This window comes from Flavobacterium helocola (assembly GCF_038289885.1).
Lineage (GTDB): Bacteria > Bacteroidota > Bacteroidia > Flavobacteriales > Flavobacteriaceae > Flavobacterium > Flavobacterium cheniae.
This window is the reverse complement of the sequence record NZ_JBBYHT010000001.1, coordinates 165,937-187,803: the sequence shown is the minus strand read 5'-3', so window position 1 is coordinate 187,803 and position 21,867 is coordinate 165,937. Positions and strand designations below refer to the sequence as shown.

Sequence of the window (21,867 nt, the reverse complement as noted above, 5' to 3'; positions counted from 1 at the left end):
TTACCAAAAATAGTATTTTTTTCAAATAATTGTACAAAAAAGAAAATCTTTACACGAAATGATATATCAAGGCACACTTTCAAAAATGCAAACCGAATTTGGTAACCCAATTCAGTATTATTTGGTTTTTGAAAATAGTTTTTTAAACATCAACCAACTTTTAGGAAAAGACATCGAAATTGAGTTTCAAGGCTATCAATGTTTAAATTGCGGAAAAGCCAAAAAGATTTTTCGTCAAGGATTTTGTTACGATTGTTTTATGAGCAGCCCAGCAGTAGGCGATTGGATTATGAAACCCGAATTAAGCACCGCTCATTTAGATATTGAAGATAGAGATTTAGCATACGAAAAGCGTGTGCAATTACAACCGCATGTAGTGTATTTAGCTTTATCGAGTGAAGTAAAAGTAGGAGTTACAAGAAAAACCCAAGTGCCAACGCGATGGATTGACCAAGGTGCTGTGCAAGCTATTCCAATTGTAGAAGTGCCAAATAGATATTTAGCTGGAATTACAGAAGTAGCATTGAAAAACCATTTTGCAGATAAAACCAATTGGCAAAAAATGCTAAAAAACGAAGTACCTAACATGGACTTGATTTCAGAACGAAATAAAGTATTGGATTGGCTACCCAATGAAGTGAAAGACTATTTCCCAAAAGAAGAAAAAATCATTCAACTCGATTTTCCAGTTTTACAATATCCTAAAAAAGTAACAAGTTTGAATTTAGATAAAACCCCAAATTTCTCAGGAAAATTAGCTGGAATTAAAGGACAATATCTACTTTTTGAAGACGGAACCGTTTTTAATGTAAGGACGTATGAAGGATATGTAGTGAAAATGAGTTTGTAAAACAAAACCCTTTCAAATTTGAAAGGGTTTCTTTTTATAATTTACAACTTTGTATTTATTCTTTTTTCTTTTTTCCGCCAAATAAATCTTTTATAGCGCCAGTTGCTTTATCCTTAACCGTGTTTTTGATTTCTTCTTTTGGAGTAGTTTTTGGTTTTGTAGTATCTGTTGCTGTTGTAGTTCCAGATGCATTATTCTTAGTTCCGCCAATTAAATTACCTAACGCACTTGTTCCTTGATTTACCAATTTATCTTTCTGCATTTTAACCAATTGTGTAGTCAAATTCGTAGTTGATTGTTTTAAATCAGTATTGAATTTAGGTTGCGAAAAGTTACCTGTCATTAATCCATTTACTGGAATACTTGTGATTTGTTTTTGGTCGGCAGGCGTTAATTTTGCAATTAAATTAGTTACGTCTTTTCCTAAATATTTCACAGGAACATCAAATTTTAAATTGTAATTCATGCTTTGATCAAATCCATGCGTTCCGCCAACATTTACTGTTATATCTTGGTATTTGATATCAAATGGTTTAACATTCACTTTTCCATCTTTAAAAGATAAAGCTGCTTTTACATCGTTTAAGTTTACTTTACTCATATCAATGAATTTCATGTTTGAACTCAATGCAGTCAACATTGCTGAGTTTTTATCATTAACCGTAGTTGAAAGTAACTGCCCAAATAAATCACCCGAAATAGTTTTTAAATTTGGTGTCATGTCTTGTTGTAAATCACCCGATAATTTAATGGTCGAATTCAATTTTCCGTTAATCACACCAGCAATAGGAGCAATCGATTTTAGCATGTCTAGTTGTGTGAAAGATTCAGCAATATTTAATTTGTCTAAACCTAAATTCATGTTAAATGTTGGTGTTTTTCCTTTAGTTGAAACCGTTCCAGTTAAACCGATATTTCCACCAAAAATGCTCATTTTTAAATTATTTAAGGTTACCGCTTCATCACGAATTACCATGTTTCCCGAAACATCTTTTAGATTTAAATTATCATAAACTACAGTTTTTGCTTTAGCTGTAATGCTACAATCTAAGAATGAAGGAATTTTAACAGCTTCAGTAGTTTTTTTACCTTCTTCTGTAGTGGTCGTAGTTGGTGCCATGAAGTCAGAAACTACTAATTTTGTCGAATTCATATTGAAATTTCCTTTCAAGATTTGGTTTTTGAATACAAATCCATAAAAGTTATCTAACGTTCCTGTTACTTGTAAATCGGATGTTCCTGTTTTGGCATCAAATTGATTCAAACGGATTTGACTCGGATTAAATGCAACGGCAGCTTGATTGATTTTGAAAGGTTTCGCCATTTCTGGACCTTCGTAATTGAATCCTGTTAAACTTACAATTCCAGAGTTTTGAATGTTTTGATATTGAGAAGTTTCAACTGATTTCATATCAAACTTCGTTTTTACATCGGCTTTTAAAATTCCGGTTAACGGTTTGTCTAATTTTACTGGATAGGCTTTGGTAACATTCGCTAAATTGATAGTCCCTTTTAATTCGGCATCAACTAAAGCATTTGTTGCGATGTTTCTAATATTCGCTTTTGCATTAAACACATCTTGGTCTATTGAAAACGAAAGTTTGTTCAAATTCACATACGTGTCGTTCATTAAACCAGTTTCGTTGATAATATGAGTATCAATTACGATGTTTTTAACCGATTTTGGTAAATCTGGATATTGGAAAGACGCATTATTGGAAGCAATTTTTACATCAAAAGCAGGAATCGTGGTTTCGGTTAAATTACCTTTTACTTTTCCGTCTACCGAAAATTGTCCGGTTGTTTTTACTTTGTTGATATCGCCTGAATAAGCTGCTGGAATTAATCCCAAGAAGTTTTTGAAATCAGATGTTGGGGTTTTAAATGTCAAGTCATACGTTTGACCCGCTTCCACCATTTGAATAAATCCGTTGAATTCTAATGGCAATTGATTGATTAAGGCTTTGTTGTCTTTGAATTCGTATTTACTTTTTTCTAAATCGATTCCTAAAATGGCATCTAATGAAATGGCAACATTGTTCATGTAGTTCATTTTGTCCATATCAAAAGATAGTTTTGCTGTGGTTTTAGTTTCTAAATCTAATTTTTGAGCAGCAAAATTTCCTTTTCCTTCATGATTGATGCTGTCTAAAACCATTTTCATTTTAGAACCTTCATCGATGTAAGTGAATTTTAAATTTTCTACTTCATAATTCTGAATATCTAAAGCAAAAGGTTTGCTATCAGAAGGTTTTTTTTCTTCATCTTCTTTTAATGCAATGTCAAAATTTCCTAAACCATCTTTATTAAAAATGATGTTTACAATTCCGTCAACTACACTAAAACTTTCTAAATTCATTGCTTCGCCATCACCTTTAAAAAGTTCTTTTACACTCATGGTTACGTTGGTTTCACCAGCATATAAAAGGGTGTCTTTTTCAAAAGGTGCTTTTGTAATAATGCTCAATTTTTCAATCGTAACATTGGCTTGCGGGAAACTTTTGAATAAACTTAAATCTACATCTTCAAACGCGATGTTGGCATTTACATTTTCGTTCAAAGTTTTAGCAATCATTTCCTTGATTTTATCTTTGAATAAAAAAGGCGCAGCTGCCAATGCGATGATGGTTACCAAAAGAAATATCCCAAGTCCTTTTAAAACTTTCTTTAACATAATTGTATTTTTTGAAGTGAATTTGATTTAAGCCTTACAAAATTAATACCAATTGCCTTAAAATCTATTAATTTTGTGTGAAACTTATAAAAAAAATCCCAAAAACAAATTGCTTTTGGGATTTTTATAAGTTTCAATTTTAATTAGTTTATTACAATTTCATAAGGCATTATGGCTTGAATACCTTTTCTGCTTTTAACACGTTTGATTTGTTCTAGCATTTGGAAACCTTCTTCGCCTAATTGTTCTTTTAGTAATTGTTCTTTGGTTTTAAACATCGCCATTCCGGTAAAATTAGCTAACATATCTTCAAAACTCTTTTCGTATTCTGGATAGTTTTCTGTTCTGTAAGAAGACGTTTTTCCAAGTTTAGCTGCGTATTTGATTGCTGCATCTAAACCTCCGATTTCATCAACTAAACCAAGTTTGTGAGCATCAACACCAGTCCAAACTCTTCCTTGTGCAATAGCGTCAACTTGTTCTGTTGTCATTTTTCTGCCATCTGCTACACGTTTTAAGAAAGTAGCGTATGTTTTTTCAATGCTTTCTAAAACAAATCCTTTGAAATTTTCGTCTATTGGCTCAAAAACACTGTATCCGCTTGCGTTTTCATGTGTTTTTACTTGTTCGGCATTGATTCCGATGTTTTTACCTAATTGGTTCATGTTGGGTAACATACCAAAAACTCCAATTGAACCTGTAATCGTATTTGGTTCAGCGAAAATTCTATCCGCATTAGCTGCAATATAATAACCGCCTGAAGCCGCATAATTTCCCATAGAAACTACAACGGGTTTTACTTTTTTAGTGATTTCGATTTCTCTCCAAATCAATTCAGAAGTTAAAGCGCTTCCTCCGGGACTATTTACACGTAAAACAATCGCTTTTACATCTTTATCACCACGAGCTTCTTGTAAAGAACGTTTGATTGAACCTTCGCCAATTACATTTACATCGCCTTCACCACCTGCAATTTCACCTTGAGCATAAATTACAGCAATAATGTCATTTTTAGAGTAATCTTCAACTGTAGAAGATGCTTTTTTAGCATAATCAGTAATGCTAACAATATCGTATTTTTCTTTTTTGTCTACTTTCAATTTCGCTCTAATCATATCATGATACTCATCTTCATAAGCTACTTTGTCGACTAATTTATTAGCTAGAGCTAATTCTGGAGTTCTTGCCCCTAGAGTATTGGCTATAGCATTCAATTGAGCAACTGATAATTTTCTACTTTTAGAAATATCGGCAACAATTGTATTCCAAACAGAGTTCAATAAAACCGTCATTTGTTCGCGATTTTCCGGACTCATTTCTTGTGCTAAGAATGGTTCTACTGCACTTTTGTATTTTCCATGACGAATAACTTCCATTTTTACACCCGATTTCTCTTGTAAATCTTTCATGTATATAATTTCAGAAGACAGTCCTTTGAAATCAACTTCTCCCATTGGATTCAAATACACTTGGTCGGCTACCGAATTCAAGTAATATTCGCCTTGCGTATAATAATTTGCATAAGCATAAACGAATTTGCCCGATTTTTTAAACTCTTCTAATTTATCACGAACGGCTTTGCTTTGCGCTAATCCTAACTGTGATTGATTATTTAAAATAGAAATTCCTTTTATTTTGTCATCGGTTTTAGCTGCTTCAATAGCATTTAAAATATCGGTAACACCATCATGATGCGCTTCAAAGTAATTGAAGTCTTTGTAATTTGTTTTTCCTGCGTAGTCTAAAGATACTTTTGATAAATCCAATTCAATAACCGAATTCTTTTTTACACTAACAGTATCTTCGCCACTTCCCGCAATGGCACCAATGATTATAATTCCGAAGAAAAAAATCATGCAAAAAATAAATATACCTACAATTGTAGCTAATACATTTCCTAAAAATCTCATTTCAATTTATTTATTAATTACCTAATTAGTAGTTAAAATCATAAAATTGTTACATGTTCATAAAAAAACAAGAAAGGTAAATTATAAGTCTAAAATTGTTTGTTATTTTGCCAATATGAGTCAGCATCAAGTCATTTTATCATTAGGAAGTAACCAAGGCAATCGATTAGAAACGATTCAGTCTTGTATTGATTTGATTCATAATGAAGTAGCAACAGTTATAAAGGTTTCTAAAATTTATGAAACACCAGCTTGGGGTTTTGAAAGCGAACCTTTTTATAACGCTGCGATTCTAATTCACACATCAAAATCAGCTCAAAAAATTTTGAAGCAGGTTTTAAAAGTAGAGAAGAAGTTAGGAAGAGTTCGTTCCAAAGATTCAGGTTATCAAGCTCGAAATATAGATATTGATATCATCGCTTTTGATGAAGAAATTATATCTACCGAAACCTTACAAATTCCGCATCCATTAATGCAAAACAGAAAATTTGTGTTACAACCGATGATGGACTTGGGATTGAATTGGGAACATCCAACTTTAAAGAAATCTATCGCGCAACTATTACTTCAAACAGAAGACAAAAGCGAAATAAAAGCTGTTCATTCTATAATTTCTCCAATTGAAAAACTCCAATTACAACAATTCAATTATATTGCTATTGAAGGAAATATTGGCGCCGGAAAAACCACTTTATCAACCAAGTTAGCAGAAGATTGTAATGCTAAATTAGTTTTAGAACGCTTTGCAGACAATCCGTTTTTACCAAAGTTTTATAAAGATCAAAGTCGCTACGCGTTTCCTTTAGAAATGTCGTTTTTAGCCGATAGATATCAACAATTATCCGATGATTTAGCGCAATTTGATTTGTTCAAAGATTTTGTAGTGGCCGATTATCATATCTTTAAATCATTGATTTTTGCCAAAGTCACACTTCAAGAAGACGAATTTCGTTTGTACAAAACCATGTTTGACATCATCCACAAAGAAATGCCAAAACCTGATTTGTATGTGTATTTGTATCAAAACACCGACCGTCTTTTGGAAAACATCAAAAAGCGTGGCAGAAGTTACGAACAAGAAATTCCAGCAGATTATTTAGAAAAAATCAATCAAGGCTACTTAGATTACATTAAAACACAAACGGATTTGAATGTGTTGATTATTGATGTTTCGGATTTAGATTTTGTGAAAAAACAGGAGGATTATGTTTTTTTGCTGAATGAGATAAATACTAAGATTAGAAAGTATTAAAATCTAGTCTTGTCAAGCTGAATTTATTTCAGCTTCTAAAAGTCGAGATGCTGAAACGAGTTCAGCATGACAAATTATGAGTCTTTTCTCTTTATTCTTTGTTCTTTTTTCTAGCGAAGCTTTTGAAACAAATCCCAAATTACAATTCCAGCACTCACCGAAATATTCAACGAATGTTTACTTCCTAATTGCGGAATTTCAATCACGCCGTCACTTAAATTAATAGCTTCTTGTGAAACACCTTTTACTTCGTTTCCAAAAATTAAAGCATATTTTGTATTCGTTTCAGGATTAAAATTGTCCAACATAATCGCATTTTCGGTTTGTTCCACCGAATACACTTTTACATTTTCTTGTTTCAATTGATTCACTACAGATAAAACGTCTTTTGCATGTTCCCAAGTCACGGTTTCAGTAGCGCCTAGAGCTGTTTTGTGAATTTCTTTGTTGGGTGGAGTAGCCGTGATGCCGCACAAATAAATCTTTTCAATCAAAAAAGCATCCGAAGTTCTAAAAACCGAACCAATGTTGTGTAAACTTCTAATATCGTCTAAGATTACAATAATGGGTGTTTTTTGAGCTTCTTTAAACTCGTCGATGTTTTTGCGTTCTAATTCTGCGTTGGCTAATTTTCTCATGCTGCAAAAGTAAAGATTAATTATAAAACTTTAAAACTTGATTTTTGAAATTGATATTGTCATTGTCTTTGAAATTATTACCTTCGCAATCATACTTAAAATTTGAAATTGTGGCTAAAAAATCTGCAGCAACTCCCGATAAAGCACCCAAGGAAACGCCTTTAATGAAGCAATACAACGAGATAAAAAACAAATATCCCGATGCCTGTTTGTTGTTTCGTGTGGGCGATTTTTATGAAACTTTTGGAGAAGATGCAGTGCGTGCAGCTGGAATTTTAGGCATTACCTTAACCAAGCGTGGTGCAGGTTCTGAAACCGAAACGGCGTTGGCGGGATTTCCGCATCATTCCATAAATACCTATTTACCCAAATTAGTCAAAGCCGGACTTCGAGTTGCTATTTGCGACCAATTAGAAGATCCAAAAATGACTAAAACGATCGTGAAACGTGGTGTTACGGAATTGGTTACGCCTGGAGTTTCGATGAATGATGAGGTATTGCAATCCAAGTCAAACAACTTTTTAGCTGCGGTTCATTTTGGGAAGAAAACACTTGGTGTAGCATTTTTAGATGTTTCTACAGGTGAATTCTTGGTTTCGCAAGGCAATGAAGAATACATCGACAAATTATTGCAAAACTTTCGTCCGAGTGAAATTTTAATCCCGAAACAATTTAAAAATCAGTTTAATTCGGTTTTTGGTGATGATTTTCATACGTTCTTTTTGGAAGATTGGGTGTACAAAGAAGATTATGCGTTAGAAAGTTTGACCAAACATTTTCAAACCAATTCGCTAAAAGGCTTTGGTGTTGAAGAATTAACTGAAGGTTTGATTGCTTCAGGTGCGATTTTGTATTATTTGTCGGAAACACAACATAACAAGATTCAACATATTACCAATATCCAACGTATTGCCGAAGATGCTTACGTGTGGATGGATAAATTTACCATTCGAAATTTAGAATTATATCACAGTTATAATCCAAATGCAGTAACGCTTTTAGATGTGATTGATAAAACGCTTTCGCCAATGGGAGCAAGACTTTTAAAACGTTGGTTGGCGCTTCCGTTGAAAGATATTTCAAAAATAAGAAGTCGTCATGAAGTGATTTCGTATTTGAAAACCAATCCAGAAGTTTTACAGCAAATTCAATATCAAATCAAACAAATTTCCGATTTAGAACGTTTGATTTCAAAAGTTGCTACTGGAAAAATTTCGCCAAGAGAAGTTAATTTCTTAAAAGATTCGTTAGATGCGATTATTCCGATTAAAACATTGGCTTTAGAAAGTTCAAATGAAGCTTTAAGAGTTATTGGTGATAGTTTACACGCTTGCGAGTTGTTACGCGAAAAAATCAAAACGACCATTCAAGAAGATGCACCAGTAAGTGTTAATAAAGGAAACGCAATTGCTGTTGGAGTTCATTCCGAATTAGATGAATTAAGAGCGATTTCTTCAACTGGAAAAGGTTATTTGGAAGAATTAGAACAACGCGAAAGCGCTGCTTCGGGTATTCCTTCGTTGAAAATATCGTTCAACAATGTTTTTGGTTATTATATAGAAGTTAGAAATACACATAAAGATAAAGTTCCAGCGGAATGGATTCGTAAGCAAACCTTAGTGAATGCAGAGCGATACATTACGGAAGAATTAAAAGAATACGAATCTAAAATTTTAGGCGCTGAGGAAAAAATCCATCAATTAGAATCACAGTTGTTTGAGCAGTTGGTGAATTGGATTGCGACTTATATGAAACACGTTCAGTTGAATGCGAATTTAATTGCACAATTGGATTGTTTGACTTCTTTCACTCAATTAGCGATTGATAATAAATATGTTTGTCCTGATTTAGATGAAAGTTTCGATTTAGAAATTAAAGAAGGACGTCATCCTGTTATTGAAAAGCAGTTGCCTGTTGGTGTGCCGTATATTTCTAATGACGTTTATTTGGATAGAGAAACCCAGCAAATCATCATGATTACCGGTCCGAATATGTCGGGGAAGTCAGCTATTTTGCGTCAAACGGCTTTAATTGTGTTAATGGCACAAATGGGAAGTTTTGTTCCAGCAGAAAGCGTGAGAATGGGTGTTGTGGATAAAATTTTCACCAGAGTAGGAGCAAGCGATAATATTTCGATGGGTGAATCAACTTTTATGGTGGAAATGAACGAGACCGCTTCCATTTTGAATAATATTTCTGAAAGAAGTTTGGTTTTGTTAGATGAAATTGGAAGAGGAACGTCAACCTATGACGGAATTTCAATTGCTTGGGCGATTTCAGAATATTTGCACGAACATCCAAATAAGCCGAAAACACTTTTCGCTACACATTATCACGAGTTAAATGAAATGGAAGTTACGTTTGACAGAATTCAGAATTTCAATGTTTCGGTAAAGGAATTAAAAGATACCGTTTTATTCATTCGTAAATTAGTGAAAGGCGGAAGCGCACATAGTTTTGGTATTCACGTAGCAAAAATGGCGGGAATGCCTCAGATTGTGATTCAAAAAGCACAAAAACTATTGAAGCAATTAGAAAAAAGACATTCCAGCGAAGAATTATCCGGAATTAAATCGGCTAATGATGAATTGCAATTGAGTTTTTTCAATTTAGATGATCCACTTTTGGAAGATATTAAAGAAGAAATCATGAATATCGACATTAATACTTTAACGCCAGTCGAAGCTTTAATGAAGCTAAACGAAATAAAACGAATGTTGGTTAAAAAATAATTTCAAAATAAAATATTCGTTATCAAAAGGTTATGAAAAAGTTTCAATTTTTATTTAAAAAGTACTTGCAAGAATAAAAATATGTACTATATTTGCACTCGCAATACGGAACAAGTATGGCGACGTTCTTTAAGAGATTACAATACGAAACGCGAAAATAGCTCAGTTGGTAGAGCGCGACCTTGCCAAGGTCGAGGTCGCGGGTTCGAACCCCGTTTTTCGCTCTATACCAAAATATTTGCTTGAGTGGTGGAATTGGTAGACACGCTGGACTTAAAATCCAGTGGGTAGTAATGCCCGTGCGGGTTCAAGTCCCGCCTTGAGTACAAAAGCTCCGAACATTGTTCGGAGCTTTTTTTGTTTATAAAATTCTCCATTTAGAATTTTCTGTTATCTTTAAAGAATTCTTTATAAAATTATCAATCACAGCTATGGGTACATTTGTAATCGCACAACGATTAAGTGGAGTTTATAAATATGAGTTTGTTTCCAGAAAAGGGAAAACTATTTTTACAAGCAACGATTTTGAATTGCGTTTTGAATGTGAAGAAGAGATAGAAAAACTTAAATGTTCTTTAGAGCGTTGTGTTTTTATGCGTTTTAAATCGTCTAGCGGGAAGTTTTTCTTCCGATTGATATTGGATGAGCATGAGGTGGCAGTAAGTAGAAGATATACTACACAATTGTTGCTTCAAAAAGGGATTGATGAAATCATTAAGTATGCAGATAAAGCGGAGTTTTTAGACTTTTCTTCTGCTGAAGATATATTTGGGCAATCAGAATAAAAAAAGTCCCGAAATTCGGGACTTTTTATTGTAAAAATAATTAAAAATTATTTTTTTACTTCTTCTTTTACAGCTTCAACAGCAGCGTCAGCAGCTCCTTCAACTTTAGCAGCAGCAGAATCAGCAACTACAGCAGTAGAGTCAGCAACAGTTTCAATAGTTTCAGTTACTTCAGTAGCAGTAGAATCAACCATAGTTTCTGCTTCAGCAGCAGCTTCTTTACAAGAAACGAACATAGCAGCAACAACTGCTAAACTTAATACAACTTTTTTCATTTTGTTTTAATTATAAAAGGTTAAAATTTTTTTGAATAGAATTTCACTATCCTGTATTTTTTTATATTTAAAAAAAAGCCCCACATTGTGGAGCTTGATTTTTTCTGTCAGCAATAAATTACTTAGCAGGTGCAGCTTCAGCAGCAGGTGCAGCAGTAGCAGCAGAATCAGCAACTACAGCAGTAGAATCAGCTACAGGAGCTTCTTCAACAGCAGGAGTTTCAACTACAGTTGAGTCAACAGCTGGAGTTTCTTCAGCAGCATTTTCTTTACATGATACGAACATAGCAGCAACAATTGCTAAACTTAAAACAACTTTTTTCATCTTACTAAATTATAAAGGTTAATTATTAATTCGGAGCAAAGATATAAATTTTTTAACATGTCAAAATATTTTTAGACATTTTTTTTCATTTTTTTTCTCTGGATTCCGAAATGCTTTATTTCAAATGGCGTGCCAAACTTTTTATTTTTAAAAATATTTGTAATTATTTGGCTTTTTGAGACTTAGGATATACTATCGTCATCTCCTCTATAAGGTTTTTCGCACCTGCAAATTTATCAATCACAAATAGAATATAACGAGCATCAACCATAATGTTTCTGCATATTTCAGGACTATAATAAATGTCACTCATTGTGCCTTCCCAAACTCTATCAAAGTTCAATCCGATAAGGTTTCCTTTTGCATCTAAAGCTGGACTTCCTGAGTTTCCTCCTGTAGTATGATTTGTTGCTATAAAAGCTAAAGGCATTTTCCCGTTTTTATCGGCATATCTTCCGTAATCTTTCGCATTATACAAATCGATTAATTTTTTTGGAACGTCAAATTCGTAATCGCCAGGAATATATTTTTCGATAACTCCATCTAAATAACTTACAGGTTCGTAAATTACAGCGTCGCTAGGTTTGTAGCCTTTTACTTTTCCATAAGTTACACGTAATGTACTGTTCGCATCAGGAAAAATTCTATCGTTAGGGAAGAATTCCATAATACCTTTCATGTAGGTTCTTTGTAATGCAATGTTTTTCAAGTTAATTTCATCAAACTTAGGAGCTACATTTTTTTGGTAACTATCTGCAATCGATTTTACCAATTGATAGCCTTTATCTTGATTTAATCTTTCTAAAACCGATTTAGCATCACCATTTAGTAATTCTTTCAAACTATTCAAGTTAGTTAATTTTGAAGAACCAAAAACACTAGCAGTTAAAGCTGAAGCATTAATATTGTTTAAACTTTCAGGTAAAAACTGTTTTGGTGATTTTGTAGCATACAAATTGATCAATTGTTCAAAAACTTTCTCATCAACTTGAGCGCTGTAATCTTTATATAAACCTTCAAATCCCGAAATTAAATTGTTTTTTCTATCATTGAAAGCTTGCTCACCTTTTGTGTTATAAACTTGCTCCAATTGATACAAACGGTATCCAAAAGATAAAATTTCTGAATTACGCAAAACAACTTCAGTAAAGTAATCTCTTGCAATAGCGTATTCTCTAATGTCTTTATAGTTCTTCTCGAAATCAGCTAAAATAGTTCCGTATTCAGCTTGTTTTCCAGCCTTGTTAACTCTTTCTTGGAATTTCTTTTCAAAATCTTTTTTAACAGCAACCGCATTTGATTTTTTTAAACCTTTAGTTTCACCAATCCATTTTTTCCAATAGTTCGCAACACCTGCGTATTTTGAAGCGTACTGAATTTTAATTGCATTGTCTTTTCTCATGAAACCATCTTGTACTTTTAAAGCGGCATCACGAATTTCAATTTTTGCTGGATTTAAATCATTTACAATTTGTTCCACTGCGAATGATGGCAAATATTCTTGTGTTCTTCCCGGATAACCCATTACCATGGTGAAATCGTTTTCCTGAATTCCTTTTGCAGAAACTGGGAAAAAGTGTTTTGGTTTATACGGAACATTGTCTTTTGAATAGTCAGCAGGACGATTGTTTTTATCAGCATAAATTCTGAATAATGAGAAATCTCCTGTGTGACGAGGCCAAACCCAGTTATCAGTATCCGAACCAAATTTCCCAATTGAACTTGGTGGTGCTCCTACTAAACGAACATCTTTAAAGGTTTCGGTTACAAATAATAAGTATTGATTTCCATCGTAAAAAGCACGAATCATTGTTTCTTGCCAAGCTTCTCTGGCATAGCTTTTATTTAAAGCCGCAATATTTTGTTGGATTTTCTTTTGTTTATCACTTTCCGAAGGAAGATTTAAAACACCTTCAAAAATTTTAGTAGTTACATCTTCAATTTTAATAATGAAGGTTACCGTTAAATCTTTGTTTGGTAATTCTTCATCCATTTTGTAAGCCCAAAAACCATTCGTTAAATAATCGTTTTCTACAGTAGAATGACTTTGAATGTTGTCATAACCACAATGGTGATTGGTTAATAAAAGTCCTTTTGGCGAAATCATTTCCGCTGTACAACCGCCATCAAAATGAGGAACGGCATCTTTTAAGCTGGAATTATTTACCGAATAAATATCATCGGCACTAATTTTCATTCCCAAAGCTTTCATTTCTTTTTCGTTGGTTCCTTTCAATAGAGAAGGAATCCACATGCCTCCTTGTTGCGCTTGAACTTGGAAAACAACTAAAACAAGTAGTAATTTTAAAAATTTCATAGGTATAATTTTATTTAGTGACTTTATACTTCATTAATTTTCGATTGTGAAGTTCAAAATCGTGTGCAAGATACAATTTTTGTGCGTTTTCGTTATGTGGTTCGACTTCTAAATACAGTAATTTTAACGATAATTTAGGAACTTCTTTCTGAACAAACTGAATAGCTTCTTTCCCAATTCCTTTTCCACGAGCGGTTTCTTTGATGAATAATTCGTCTACAAAAGCAATTTTTCCACCATATTCGAAACTGAAAATAAATGTTAGAATGATGTAACCTACAATTTCATTTTCGGAATAAATCAGCCAAGATTTTCCAAGATGTTCATTCGAAATAAATTCCCGAAACAAATTTTTAGTTACTTCAACATTCATTGGATAATTATCAATTGCATAAAAATCCTGCATCATTTGAGTGATGGTTGAAATGTCTGTTATTTCTAATGGTTTGAAGGTTGTCATTAGTCTGAAATATGATTCATAATCGTTTTAGTCGCTCCTTTATTCATTTGAACAAATGTGCTGCAAATGTGCCCTTTTTCTAATCGTTCGTCTTCGTTGTGAAGTAATAAATCAAAAGCTTCATTTAATTGGGTTTGATTCTGAATCGAAATACATCCTTCCATATTTACTAATGCGGTAGCTTCAGCAAAATGCGAGTAATTTGGGCCAATCACAACTGGAACTCCAAAAGTCGCAGGTTCTAAAATATTATGAACGCCAGGATTTCCAAAACCACCACCTACATAAGCAATATCGGCGTAGGAATAAATTTTGGTTAAAATTCCGATAGTGTCGATAATGAAAACGTTAGAATTTGATAAATCAACATTATCTTTTTCGGAAAACAAAATCGTTTTTTTAGTAATAACATTTTTCAATTCCTGAATTTGTTCTGACTTAATATTATGTGGCGCAATAATAAATTTCACTTCATCTGAACTCTGATTGATGTATTTCACCAATAAACTTTCATCTTTTGGCCAAGAACTTCCAATGACTATTGTGATTTTATTGTTTTTAAATTGTTCGATGAAATCCAATGAATTATCTCGTTCTAAAATGGAAACCACTCGGTCAAAACGTGTATCGCCAGAAACTTTTACGTTATTGAATCCAATACTTTGTAGAAGGTTTCTTGAGCTTTCATTCTGAACAAAAAAGTAATCAAATGTTTTTAAGGCATTTCTGTAAAATCCGCCATACCATTTAAAAAACGCTTGATTTTCTCGTAAAATTCCCGAAATTAGATAAGTCTTTATTTGTTGTTTCTTAAGTTCGTTTAAATAGTTTGGCCAATATTCATATTTGATAAAAAATGCCATTTCTGGATGAACTAATTCAACAAATTGTTTTGCATTCGAAATCGTATCTAAAGGCAAATAAACTGTAACATCAGCAATTGCATTGTTTTTTCTGACTTCATAACCCGAAGGTGAAAAAAACGTAACCACAATTTTATGTGTTGGAAATTGTTCTTTTATTGCTTCAATTACGGGTAAGCCTTGTTCGTATTCACCTAAAGAAGCCGCATGAAACCAAATCGTTTTATCCGAAGTTTGAATTTTATTAGCTAAAGTTTGAAAGGTCGATTTTCGTCCATCAACAAAAAGTTTCATTTTCGGACTAAAAAGCGCTACAATCTTCAAAAGTTGGGCTGCTAAAAGCGTAATTATGTTGTATAGAAATAGCATAATTGAATTTTATGGTGCTAAAATACGTTTCTTTTTAAGTTAGATAAAATTTGTACTATAGAATTTCTTATTTTTGCTAGACTTAATTTTATTCCAAATGAAAAAATTGCAAATGGTTGACTTAAAAAGTCAATACGAAAAAATAAAAGAAGAAGTAAATGCTTCTATTCAAGAGGTTTTAGATACAAATACATACATCAACGGACCTTTGGTTCACCAATTTCAGGCCGATTTAGAAAAATATTTGGGAGTAAAACACGTAATTCCATGTGCTAACGGAACCGATGCGTTACAAATAGCCATGATGGGATTGGATTTGAAACCAGGTGATGAAGTAATTACTGCCGATTTTACATTCGCTGCAACAGTAGAAGTGATTGCGTTATTGCAATTAACTCCAGTTTTAGTGGATGTTGATATGAACAATATGAATATTTCGCTTGACGGAATTCGTAAAGCCATTACACCAAAAACAAAAGCAATTGTTCCCGTACATTTATTCGGTCGCGCTGCTAATATGGATGCGATTATGGAAATTGCTCGTGAACATAATTTATACGTTATCGAAGATAATGCACAAGCAATTGGAGCTGATTACACTTCAAAAGATGGTTCTAAAAAGAAAGTAGGAACTATTGGTCATGTAGCGGCAACTTCTTTTTTTCCATCTAAAAACTTAGGTTGTTATGGCGATGGTGGTGCAATTTTTACTAATGATGATAAATTAGCGCATATTATCAGAGGCATCGTAAATCACGGAATGTATGAAAGATATCATCATGATGTAGTAGGTGTAAATTCTCGTTTAGATAGTATGCAAGCTGGAGTTTTGAAAGCAAAATTACCACATTTAGATACTTATAACAAAGCACGTCAAGATGCTGCAAGAAAATACAGTTTGGCTTTGGGTGTAAATCCTAATATTTGGGCTCCAACTATTTGTGAATCGTGCGATTGTCATGTATTTCATCAATATGTAATCCGTATCTTAAATGGAAAACGTGATGGTTTATTAGAACATTTACAAGCTAAAGGAATTCCTTGTGCGATTTATTATCCAATTCCATTACACAGTCAGAAAGCGTATGCTGATGCTCGTTACAATGAAGCTGATTTTCCAGTTACTAACCAATTGGTAAAAGAAGTAATCGCATTGCCAATGCACACGGAGTTAGATGACGAACAAATTAAATTTATTACAGATTCGGTTTTAGAATTTGTTTAATTCATATTGAGAGACGCTATTTATCGCGTCTCTCAATTTAATAAAAAAGAATGAAAATACTGGTTACAGGCGGTTTAGGATTTATAGGGTCTCACACAGTTGTTGAATTACAAAATGAAGGGTTTGAAGTAATTGCAATCGACAATCTTTCTAATTCATCTATTGATGTTTTGGACGGAATTGAGCGAATTACAGGAAAAAAACCTTTGTTTGAAAATATCGATTTGCGAGATAAATTGGCTGTTCAAAATTTCTTTTCTAAATATCTAGATATTTCAGGTGTCATTCATTTTGCTGCTTCAAAAGCAGTAGGAGAAAGTGTTGAAAATCCGTTGTTGTATTACGAAAACAACATCAATTCTTTAGTGTATTTACTTCAAGAATTACAGAAAAAAACTGAAGCTCATTTTATTTTCAGTTCTTCTTGCACAGTTTATGGTCAAGCTGAAAAAATGCCAATTACTGAAAATGCGCCTATTCAATCTGCGATGTCACCTTACGGAAATACAAAGCAAATAGGTGAAGAAATCATTACAGATGTTGCTAAAGTAACCAATATCAATTCTATTTTATTACGCTATTTTAATCCTATTGGAGCGCATCCTTCAGCTGAAATTGGCGAATTACCATTAGGTGTTCCTCAAAATTTAGTACCGTTTATTACACAAACTGCATTTGGGCTTCGCGAAAAACTATCTGTTTTTGGAAATGATTATCCTACACCAGATGGAACTGCTATTCGCGATTACATTCACGTAGTAGATTTAGCAAAAGCGCATGTAATTGCTTTGCAACGTTTGTTGAATAAACAAAACTCAGAAAAAGTTGAAACATTTAATTTAGGAACCGGAACTGGAAGTTCAGTTTTAGAAGTAATTACAGCTTTTGAAAAAGTATCCAATCAAAAATTAAATTATCAAATCGTAGGTAGAAGAGAAGGCGATGTAATAGAAGCCTATGCAAATACCGACAAAGCAAATACTGTTCTAGGTTGGAAAGCACAATCTACTTTAGAGGAAGCTTTAGCAAGTGCTTGGAAGTGGGAACGGAAAATCAGGAATAAATAAACAAAAGTTAAAAATCCTCTTTTTTAATAATTAAGAAAACCAATCTTTTATTCTTTTCGTAACTGCAAGTAATTAAAACTTACAGATTATGAAAAAGACACTACTATTAGTTACAAGCTTCTTATTTACTTTAAATGTATTCTCACAGGTTGGAATTGGAACTACCAATATTCTAAATGGAGTTGAATTCCAAATCGAAAGCAATTCAAGAGGATTATTAATTCCTAGAGTTGCTCTTACGGCTACCAATGTTGTGGCACCAGTTGGACCAGCACCTATTGCAATAGGAGTTCTAATTTTTAATACGGCAACTGCTGGAGCTGGAATGACTGCAGTTTCTCCCGGGTTCTATTATTGGTCAGGAACAGAATGGGTTGCTTTGAAATCTAGTCCATTAGCAGCAAGTCAAGATTGGTCTTTAACAGGAAATGCGGGTACCAATCCAAGTACTAATTTTTTAGGAACTACCGATAATCAAAATTTCCAAATTAGAACAAACAATACTAATCGAGTTACTATTGAAAACGACGGTCAAGTTATTTTTGGAAACAATACGGCTCCAAGTGCTAATACGTTAACAACAATTAATGCTGGTGCTGGACAAATTGGTCTTTTTGTAAATAGTAATAATTCTGCTAGAACCATTCGAGCTTTAAATGCAACTAATACACAATTTGTGATTGATGGAGGGAATTTAGATCCAAATGGAGGTAGAGGTGTAATTGGAATTAGTGCCGCTTTAGCTGCGAATGCTACATCAACTGTTATGGGAGTTTTAGGAGTTGGTGGAAGAACAACTTTTACAGAATTACCAGGTGAATCGGTAGGAGTTTCTGGTCAAGGGACTACAGGTTTGCATGTTAGAGGTGTAGGGAAAGGTGCTGGAGTAGATTATTTTTCAGCTTATTTTGAATATGATCAAGATGATAACTTAAGTACAAGTAATGGTCCTTTTGCCAGAATTGCAGGTAAAGATGTTAACTATTTCACAGGAAGTACAGCAGCAAGACGTGATGTTACTTATGGAGGTTATTTTGATGCGAACACATCTACCACTGATTTTGTTTTTGTAGGAGCAAGAAATAACAATACTTCTTATAAAGTTTTAGGTGGAGGTTCTTTATCTACTATGGTTGAAGATAGAAATGGAAACAATAGAATTCTTCACGCAACGGAAACACCAGAAATTCTATTTGAAGATTTTGGTACAGGAAAATTAGTTAATGGTGAAGCTTACATCAAAATTGATGAGTTAATGAGCGATCATATTTTTGTTGATGATAAACACCCAATGAAAGTTTTTATTCAATTAGAAGGCGATTGCAAAGGAGTTTACGTTACTGAAAAAACAAAAAATGGTTTTAAAGTAAAAGAATTACAAAACGGAAAATCGAATGTTTCTTTTTCTTGGAATATGGTAGCCAATAGAGCAGATGTACTTGAAAAAGATGGTACAATAGCTTCAAAACATGTTGACGTAAGATTTCCAATTGGACCTAAAAAATTAAATCAGGAAAAATCGGTTGAAAAGAAATACGAAATAGGAATTAAGTAAAAAAAGAATCCCAAGTAAATAAGCTACTTGGGATTTTTTATTACTCTTCAACAGATTCTTTTACTTTTTTAGCACCTTTTTCAACTTGTTCAGCACCTTTTGCAATAATTACTTTTGCTTTTTCGCCTACTTTTGATGAATCAATTGCTTTTTTAGCTTTTACTTTTGCCGAATCTGCGGCTTGTTTTAAATCAGCCCCAACAGCTTTAGAAGCTTCTTTTACTTTTTCTTTTGTTTCTTCTTTACAAGACAATAAGACAGCTACAAGTGCAATTCCTAAAAATATTTTTTTCATGGTTGAATTTGTTTTATGAAAATAAAGTTACAAAATTAATGCCAATTCGATCAAATAATTTTTAATAGTAAATTAGGGTCTGGACAATTAGCTTCATAAAAAGCAAGTGTTTTTCCATTACAAACTCCAGGATAATCACCAGTTTTTCCTTCCATATCTATAATGATTTGAAAATGCAAATGAGGAGCATAGTCGCCATTAATTGGTGGTAAACCTAAAGTAGCAATTTGTTCTTCTTTTTTTACGATGTCTCCAACCTTTTTTCCATTCAAACTCGTTTCACTTAAATGACCGTAAAGGGTGTGGAATTTAATTCCTTCGACTTCATGTGCTAAAATCAGGGTTGGACCATAATCACCTAAAGCGGTATTATTTTGAAAACTGTGAATCGTTCCATCTAAAGCTGCGTGAATTGGAGCTGATTCATTAATCCATAAATCTAATCCGATGTGAATATTGCGTTCGTCTGAATTCGTGTTTTTAAAAACCGTACTTCTTTGGTATAAATTTCTGGTTTCAATATAACCGCCAAAAGCAATTTTACCTTGATTTTTATCTAAATGGTTTTGTATGAAAATTTCATAATCTTGAGCTGTTTCTAATTTGTGATGCTTTAATTCTGAATTCGTTATTGATAAATTCAAAGGAACATATTCAGAATAATCAATTTCAGGAGCAATAACTTTAGCCGCTTCAATTGATTTAAAAAGTGCAATTATATTTTCCATGTTTTTCTTTTTCCCAAAAATAAAAATTCCTCACGAATAAAACTTCATGAGGAATTCAATTTTAAAAGTATTTTATTAATTTTTAAGCTGAAATCGTTTCAACCTCTTTATCGATTTTATTTACTAATCCTACTAATACTTTTCCTGGACCAACTTCTGTGAAACTCGTTGCGCCATCGGCAATCATTTGTTGTACCGATTGTGTCCATTTTACTGGAGCAGTTAGTTGAATGATTAAATTTTTCTTGATTTCATTTGCATCAGAAACCGCACTAGCAGTCACATTTTGATACACTGGACAAATTGGAGTTGAAAAAGTAGTAGCTTCAATCGCTGCCGCTAATTCTTCTCTTGCTGGTTCCATCATTGGTGAGTGAAATGCGCCACCAACAGGTAAAATCAAAGCACGTTTTGCTCCAGCTTCTTTCATTTTTTCACAAGCTAATTCTACCGCTTTGTATTCTCCAGAAATCACTAGTTGTCCTGGGCAGTTGTAATTTGCAGCTACAACAACACCATCAATCGATGCGCAAATATCTTCTACAATCTTATCTTCTAAGTTTAAAACAGCAGCCATTGTTGAAGGTGTAATTTCGCAAGCTTTTTGCATAGCAATTGCTCTTTGTGAAACTAATTTTAATCCGTCTTCAAATGATAAAGCACCATTGGCAACTAATGCAGAAAATTCACCTAATGAATGTCCGGCAACCATTTCTGGTTTAAAGTTGTCTAATGTTTTTGCTAAAATTACCGAATGTAAAAATACCGCTGGTTGCGTTACTTTCGTTTCTTTTAATTCCTCTGCTGTTCCTTCGAACATGATATCGGTGATTCTAAAACCTAATATTTCATTAGCTTTTTCGAATAATTCTTTTGCTACTGCCGAATTTTCATATAAATCTTTTCCCATTCCTGAGAATTGAGCACCTTGACCTGGAAATACGTATGCTTTCATAAATTTTGTTTCAAGTTTAAAGTTTCAAGTTTTTCTTGAAAGGCAAAAATAACATTTTTATTACAATTCGATTGAATTTACAATTTCCAATAATTGATTTTTTAATTCTTCGTTTGTGATTCCTTTTTCTGAATCAAAATTATCGTTGAAACTTGGTAATGAAAAACTACCTTTCACAATGCCACCTTGAAACGGGAAACGTTTAGTAGCAATATCTAAAACTGAACTTCCACCACGAGCACCAGGAGAAGTAGCTAATAATAACATTGGTTTTTCTTGAAAAGTTTTAGCATTAATTCGAGAAGACCAATCTAATATGTTTTTAAATGCTGATGAAAAATTTCCATTATGTTCAGCAAAGGAAATTATTATTAAATCAGCACTTCCAATTTTTGCATAAAACTCTTGAGCTAACGGATGAATCCCATTTTCTGCTTGTTTGTCAACAGAAAAAACGGGCATTTCATAATCGTTCAAATCCAAAATTTCTATCGATGCATTTTGAAATTGATTAGCAGTATAAGTAGCTAATTGTTTATTAATAGAAGACTTGCTTGATGAAGCTCCAAAAGCGATAATTTTTTTCATTAAT

At 33.1% G+C, this 21,867-nt stretch carries 19 protein-coding genes and 2 tRNA genes; 9 read left to right on the top strand and 12 right to left on the bottom strand.

Features of this window, described 5'->3' with window-relative positions:
• Positions 1 to 58 precede the first annotated feature (58 nt).
• Positions 59 to 850 carry a DUF2797 domain-containing protein gene (locus AAEO58_RS00860; protein WP_341681148.1) on the top strand — a complete coding sequence of 264 codons (792 nt, stop codon included), beginning with the start codon at positions 59 to 61 and terminating at the stop codon, positions 848 to 850.
• A 55-nt stretch (positions 851 to 905) separates the two neighbouring features.
• On the opposite strand, the gene AAEO58_RS00855 is transcribed toward AAEO58_RS00860, so the two are convergent.
• Positions 906 to 3,524: an AsmA-like C-terminal region-containing protein gene (locus AAEO58_RS00855; RefSeq protein WP_341681147.1), complete on the bottom strand. Its 2,619-nt coding sequence runs from the start codon at positions 3,522 to 3,524 to the stop codon at positions 906 to 908.
• A 143-nt stretch (positions 3,525 to 3,667) separates the two neighbouring features.
• Entirely contained in the window at positions 3,668 to 5,434 is a 1,767-nt protein-coding gene (gene sppA, locus AAEO58_RS00850; protein WP_341681145.1) for a signal peptide peptidase SppA, read from the bottom strand.
• 115 nt (positions 5,435 to 5,549) lie between these two features.
• Between sppA and folK the strand changes: the two genes are divergently transcribed.
• Positions 5,550 to 6,686 (top strand): 2-amino-4-hydroxy-6-hydroxymethyldihydropteridine diphosphokinase, encoded by a 1,137-nt coding sequence (gene folK, locus AAEO58_RS00845; protein ID WP_341681143.1) that lies wholly within the window; start codon positions 5,550 to 5,552, stop codon positions 6,684 to 6,686.
• 110 nt (positions 6,687 to 6,796) lie between these two features.
• On the opposite strand, the gene AAEO58_RS00840 is transcribed toward folK, so the two are convergent.
• Positions 6,797 to 7,324 carry an RNA methyltransferase gene (locus AAEO58_RS00840; protein WP_341681141.1) on the bottom strand — a complete coding sequence of 176 codons (528 nt, stop codon included), beginning with the start codon at positions 7,322 to 7,324 and terminating at the stop codon, positions 6,797 to 6,799.
• 164 nt (positions 7,325 to 7,488) lie between these two features.
• Here AAEO58_RS00840 and mutS point away from each other — a divergent pair, with 164 nt between their 5' ends.
• The 4 genes from mutS (at position 7,489) to AAEO58_RS00820 (ending at position 10,841) form a co-directional block, all read left to right on the top strand.
• Positions 7,489 to 10,056, top strand: a complete 2,568-nt coding sequence (gene mutS, locus AAEO58_RS00835) for a DNA mismatch repair protein MutS (RefSeq protein WP_341682336.1) — start codon at positions 7,489 to 7,491, stop codon at positions 10,054 to 10,056.
• Between the two features lie 151 nt (positions 10,057 to 10,207).
• Positions 10,208 to 10,280: transfer RNA gene (locus tag AAEO58_RS00830), tRNA-Gly, on the top strand.
• A gap of 16 nt (positions 10,281 to 10,296) precedes the next feature.
• Positions 10,297 to 10,382 (top strand) — tRNA-Leu (locus tag AAEO58_RS00825).
• 105 nt (positions 10,383 to 10,487) lie between these two features.
• Positions 10,488 to 10,841 carry a YegP family protein gene (locus AAEO58_RS00820; RefSeq protein WP_341681140.1) on the top strand — a complete coding sequence of 118 codons (354 nt, stop codon included), beginning with the start codon at positions 10,488 to 10,490 and terminating at the stop codon, positions 10,839 to 10,841.
• Positions 10,842 to 10,888: 47 nt separating this feature from the next.
• Here the strand turns inward: AAEO58_RS00820 and AAEO58_RS00815 are convergent, their stop codons facing one another.
• The 5 genes from AAEO58_RS00815 to AAEO58_RS00795 form a co-directional block, all read right to left on the bottom strand.
• Positions 10,889 to 11,116 (bottom strand): hypothetical protein, encoded by a 228-nt coding sequence (locus tag AAEO58_RS00815; RefSeq protein ID WP_133608316.1) that lies wholly within the window; start codon positions 11,114 to 11,116, stop codon positions 10,889 to 10,891.
• Between the two features lie 118 nt (positions 11,117 to 11,234).
• The gene (locus AAEO58_RS00810) at positions 11,235 to 11,441 is read right to left on the bottom strand and encodes a hypothetical protein (RefSeq protein ID WP_026724294.1); all 207 of its coding nucleotides are present in this window, start codon (positions 11,439 to 11,441) and stop codon (positions 11,235 to 11,237) included.
• 163 nt (positions 11,442 to 11,604) lie between these two features.
• A complete protein-coding gene (locus tag AAEO58_RS00805; protein WP_341681137.1) occupies positions 11,605 to 13,758 on the bottom strand; it encodes a S46 family peptidase in 2,154 nt (717 codons plus the stop codon).
• A gap of 10 nt (positions 13,759 to 13,768) precedes the next feature.
• A complete protein-coding gene (locus AAEO58_RS00800; protein WP_341681136.1) occupies positions 13,769 to 14,218 on the bottom strand; it encodes a GNAT family N-acetyltransferase in 450 nt (149 codons plus the stop codon).
• Complete coding sequence (locus AAEO58_RS00795; protein WP_341681135.1) at positions 14,218 to 15,450, bottom strand: 3-deoxy-D-manno-octulosonic acid transferase; 1,233 nt, start codon at positions 15,448 to 15,450, stop codon at positions 14,218 to 14,220. The genes AAEO58_RS00800 and AAEO58_RS00795 overlap by 1 nt, the downstream gene beginning before the upstream one ends.
• Positions 15,451 to 15,547: 97 nt before the next feature.
• Between AAEO58_RS00795 and AAEO58_RS00790 the strand changes: the two genes are divergently transcribed.
• From AAEO58_RS00790 to AAEO58_RS00780, 3 genes are all read left to right on the top strand, one after another.
• Positions 15,548 to 16,675, top strand: coding sequence for a DegT/DnrJ/EryC1/StrS family aminotransferase (locus tag AAEO58_RS00790; protein WP_341681134.1), 1,128 nt, complete (start codon positions 15,548 to 15,550; stop codon positions 16,673 to 16,675).
• Between the two features lie 50 nt (positions 16,676 to 16,725).
• Complete coding sequence (galE, locus tag AAEO58_RS00785) at positions 16,726 to 17,742, top strand: UDP-glucose 4-epimerase GalE (RefSeq protein WP_341681132.1); 1,017 nt, start codon at positions 16,726 to 16,728, stop codon at positions 17,740 to 17,742.
• A gap of 88 nt (positions 17,743 to 17,830) precedes the next feature.
• Positions 17,831 to 19,297: a hypothetical protein gene (locus tag AAEO58_RS00780; protein WP_341681130.1), complete on the top strand. Its 1,467-nt coding sequence runs from the start codon at positions 17,831 to 17,833 to the stop codon at positions 19,295 to 19,297.
• Between the two features lie 40 nt (positions 19,298 to 19,337).
• Here the strand turns inward: AAEO58_RS00780 and AAEO58_RS00775 are convergent, their stop codons facing one another.
• From AAEO58_RS00775 to AAEO58_RS00760, 4 genes are all read right to left on the bottom strand, one after another.
• A complete protein-coding gene (locus AAEO58_RS00775) occupies positions 19,338 to 19,592 on the bottom strand; it encodes a hypothetical protein (RefSeq protein WP_242004809.1) in 255 nt (84 codons plus the stop codon).
• A gap of 50 nt (positions 19,593 to 19,642) precedes the next feature.
• Entirely contained in the window at positions 19,643 to 20,320 is a 678-nt protein-coding gene (locus tag AAEO58_RS00770) for a peptidoglycan DD-metalloendopeptidase family protein (RefSeq protein ID WP_341681127.1), read from the bottom strand.
• 82 nt (positions 20,321 to 20,402) lie between these two features.
• Positions 20,403 to 21,275: an ACP S-malonyltransferase gene (fabD, locus tag AAEO58_RS00765; RefSeq protein ID WP_133608299.1), complete on the bottom strand. Its 873-nt coding sequence runs from the start codon at positions 21,273 to 21,275 to the stop codon at positions 20,403 to 20,405.
• Positions 21,276 to 21,335: 60 nt separating this feature from the next.
• Positions 21,336 to 21,863 (bottom strand): NADPH-dependent FMN reductase, encoded by a 528-nt coding sequence (locus AAEO58_RS00760; RefSeq protein WP_341681124.1) that lies wholly within the window; start codon positions 21,861 to 21,863, stop codon positions 21,336 to 21,338.
• Between the last annotated feature and the right edge of the window lie 4 nt (positions 21,864 to 21,867).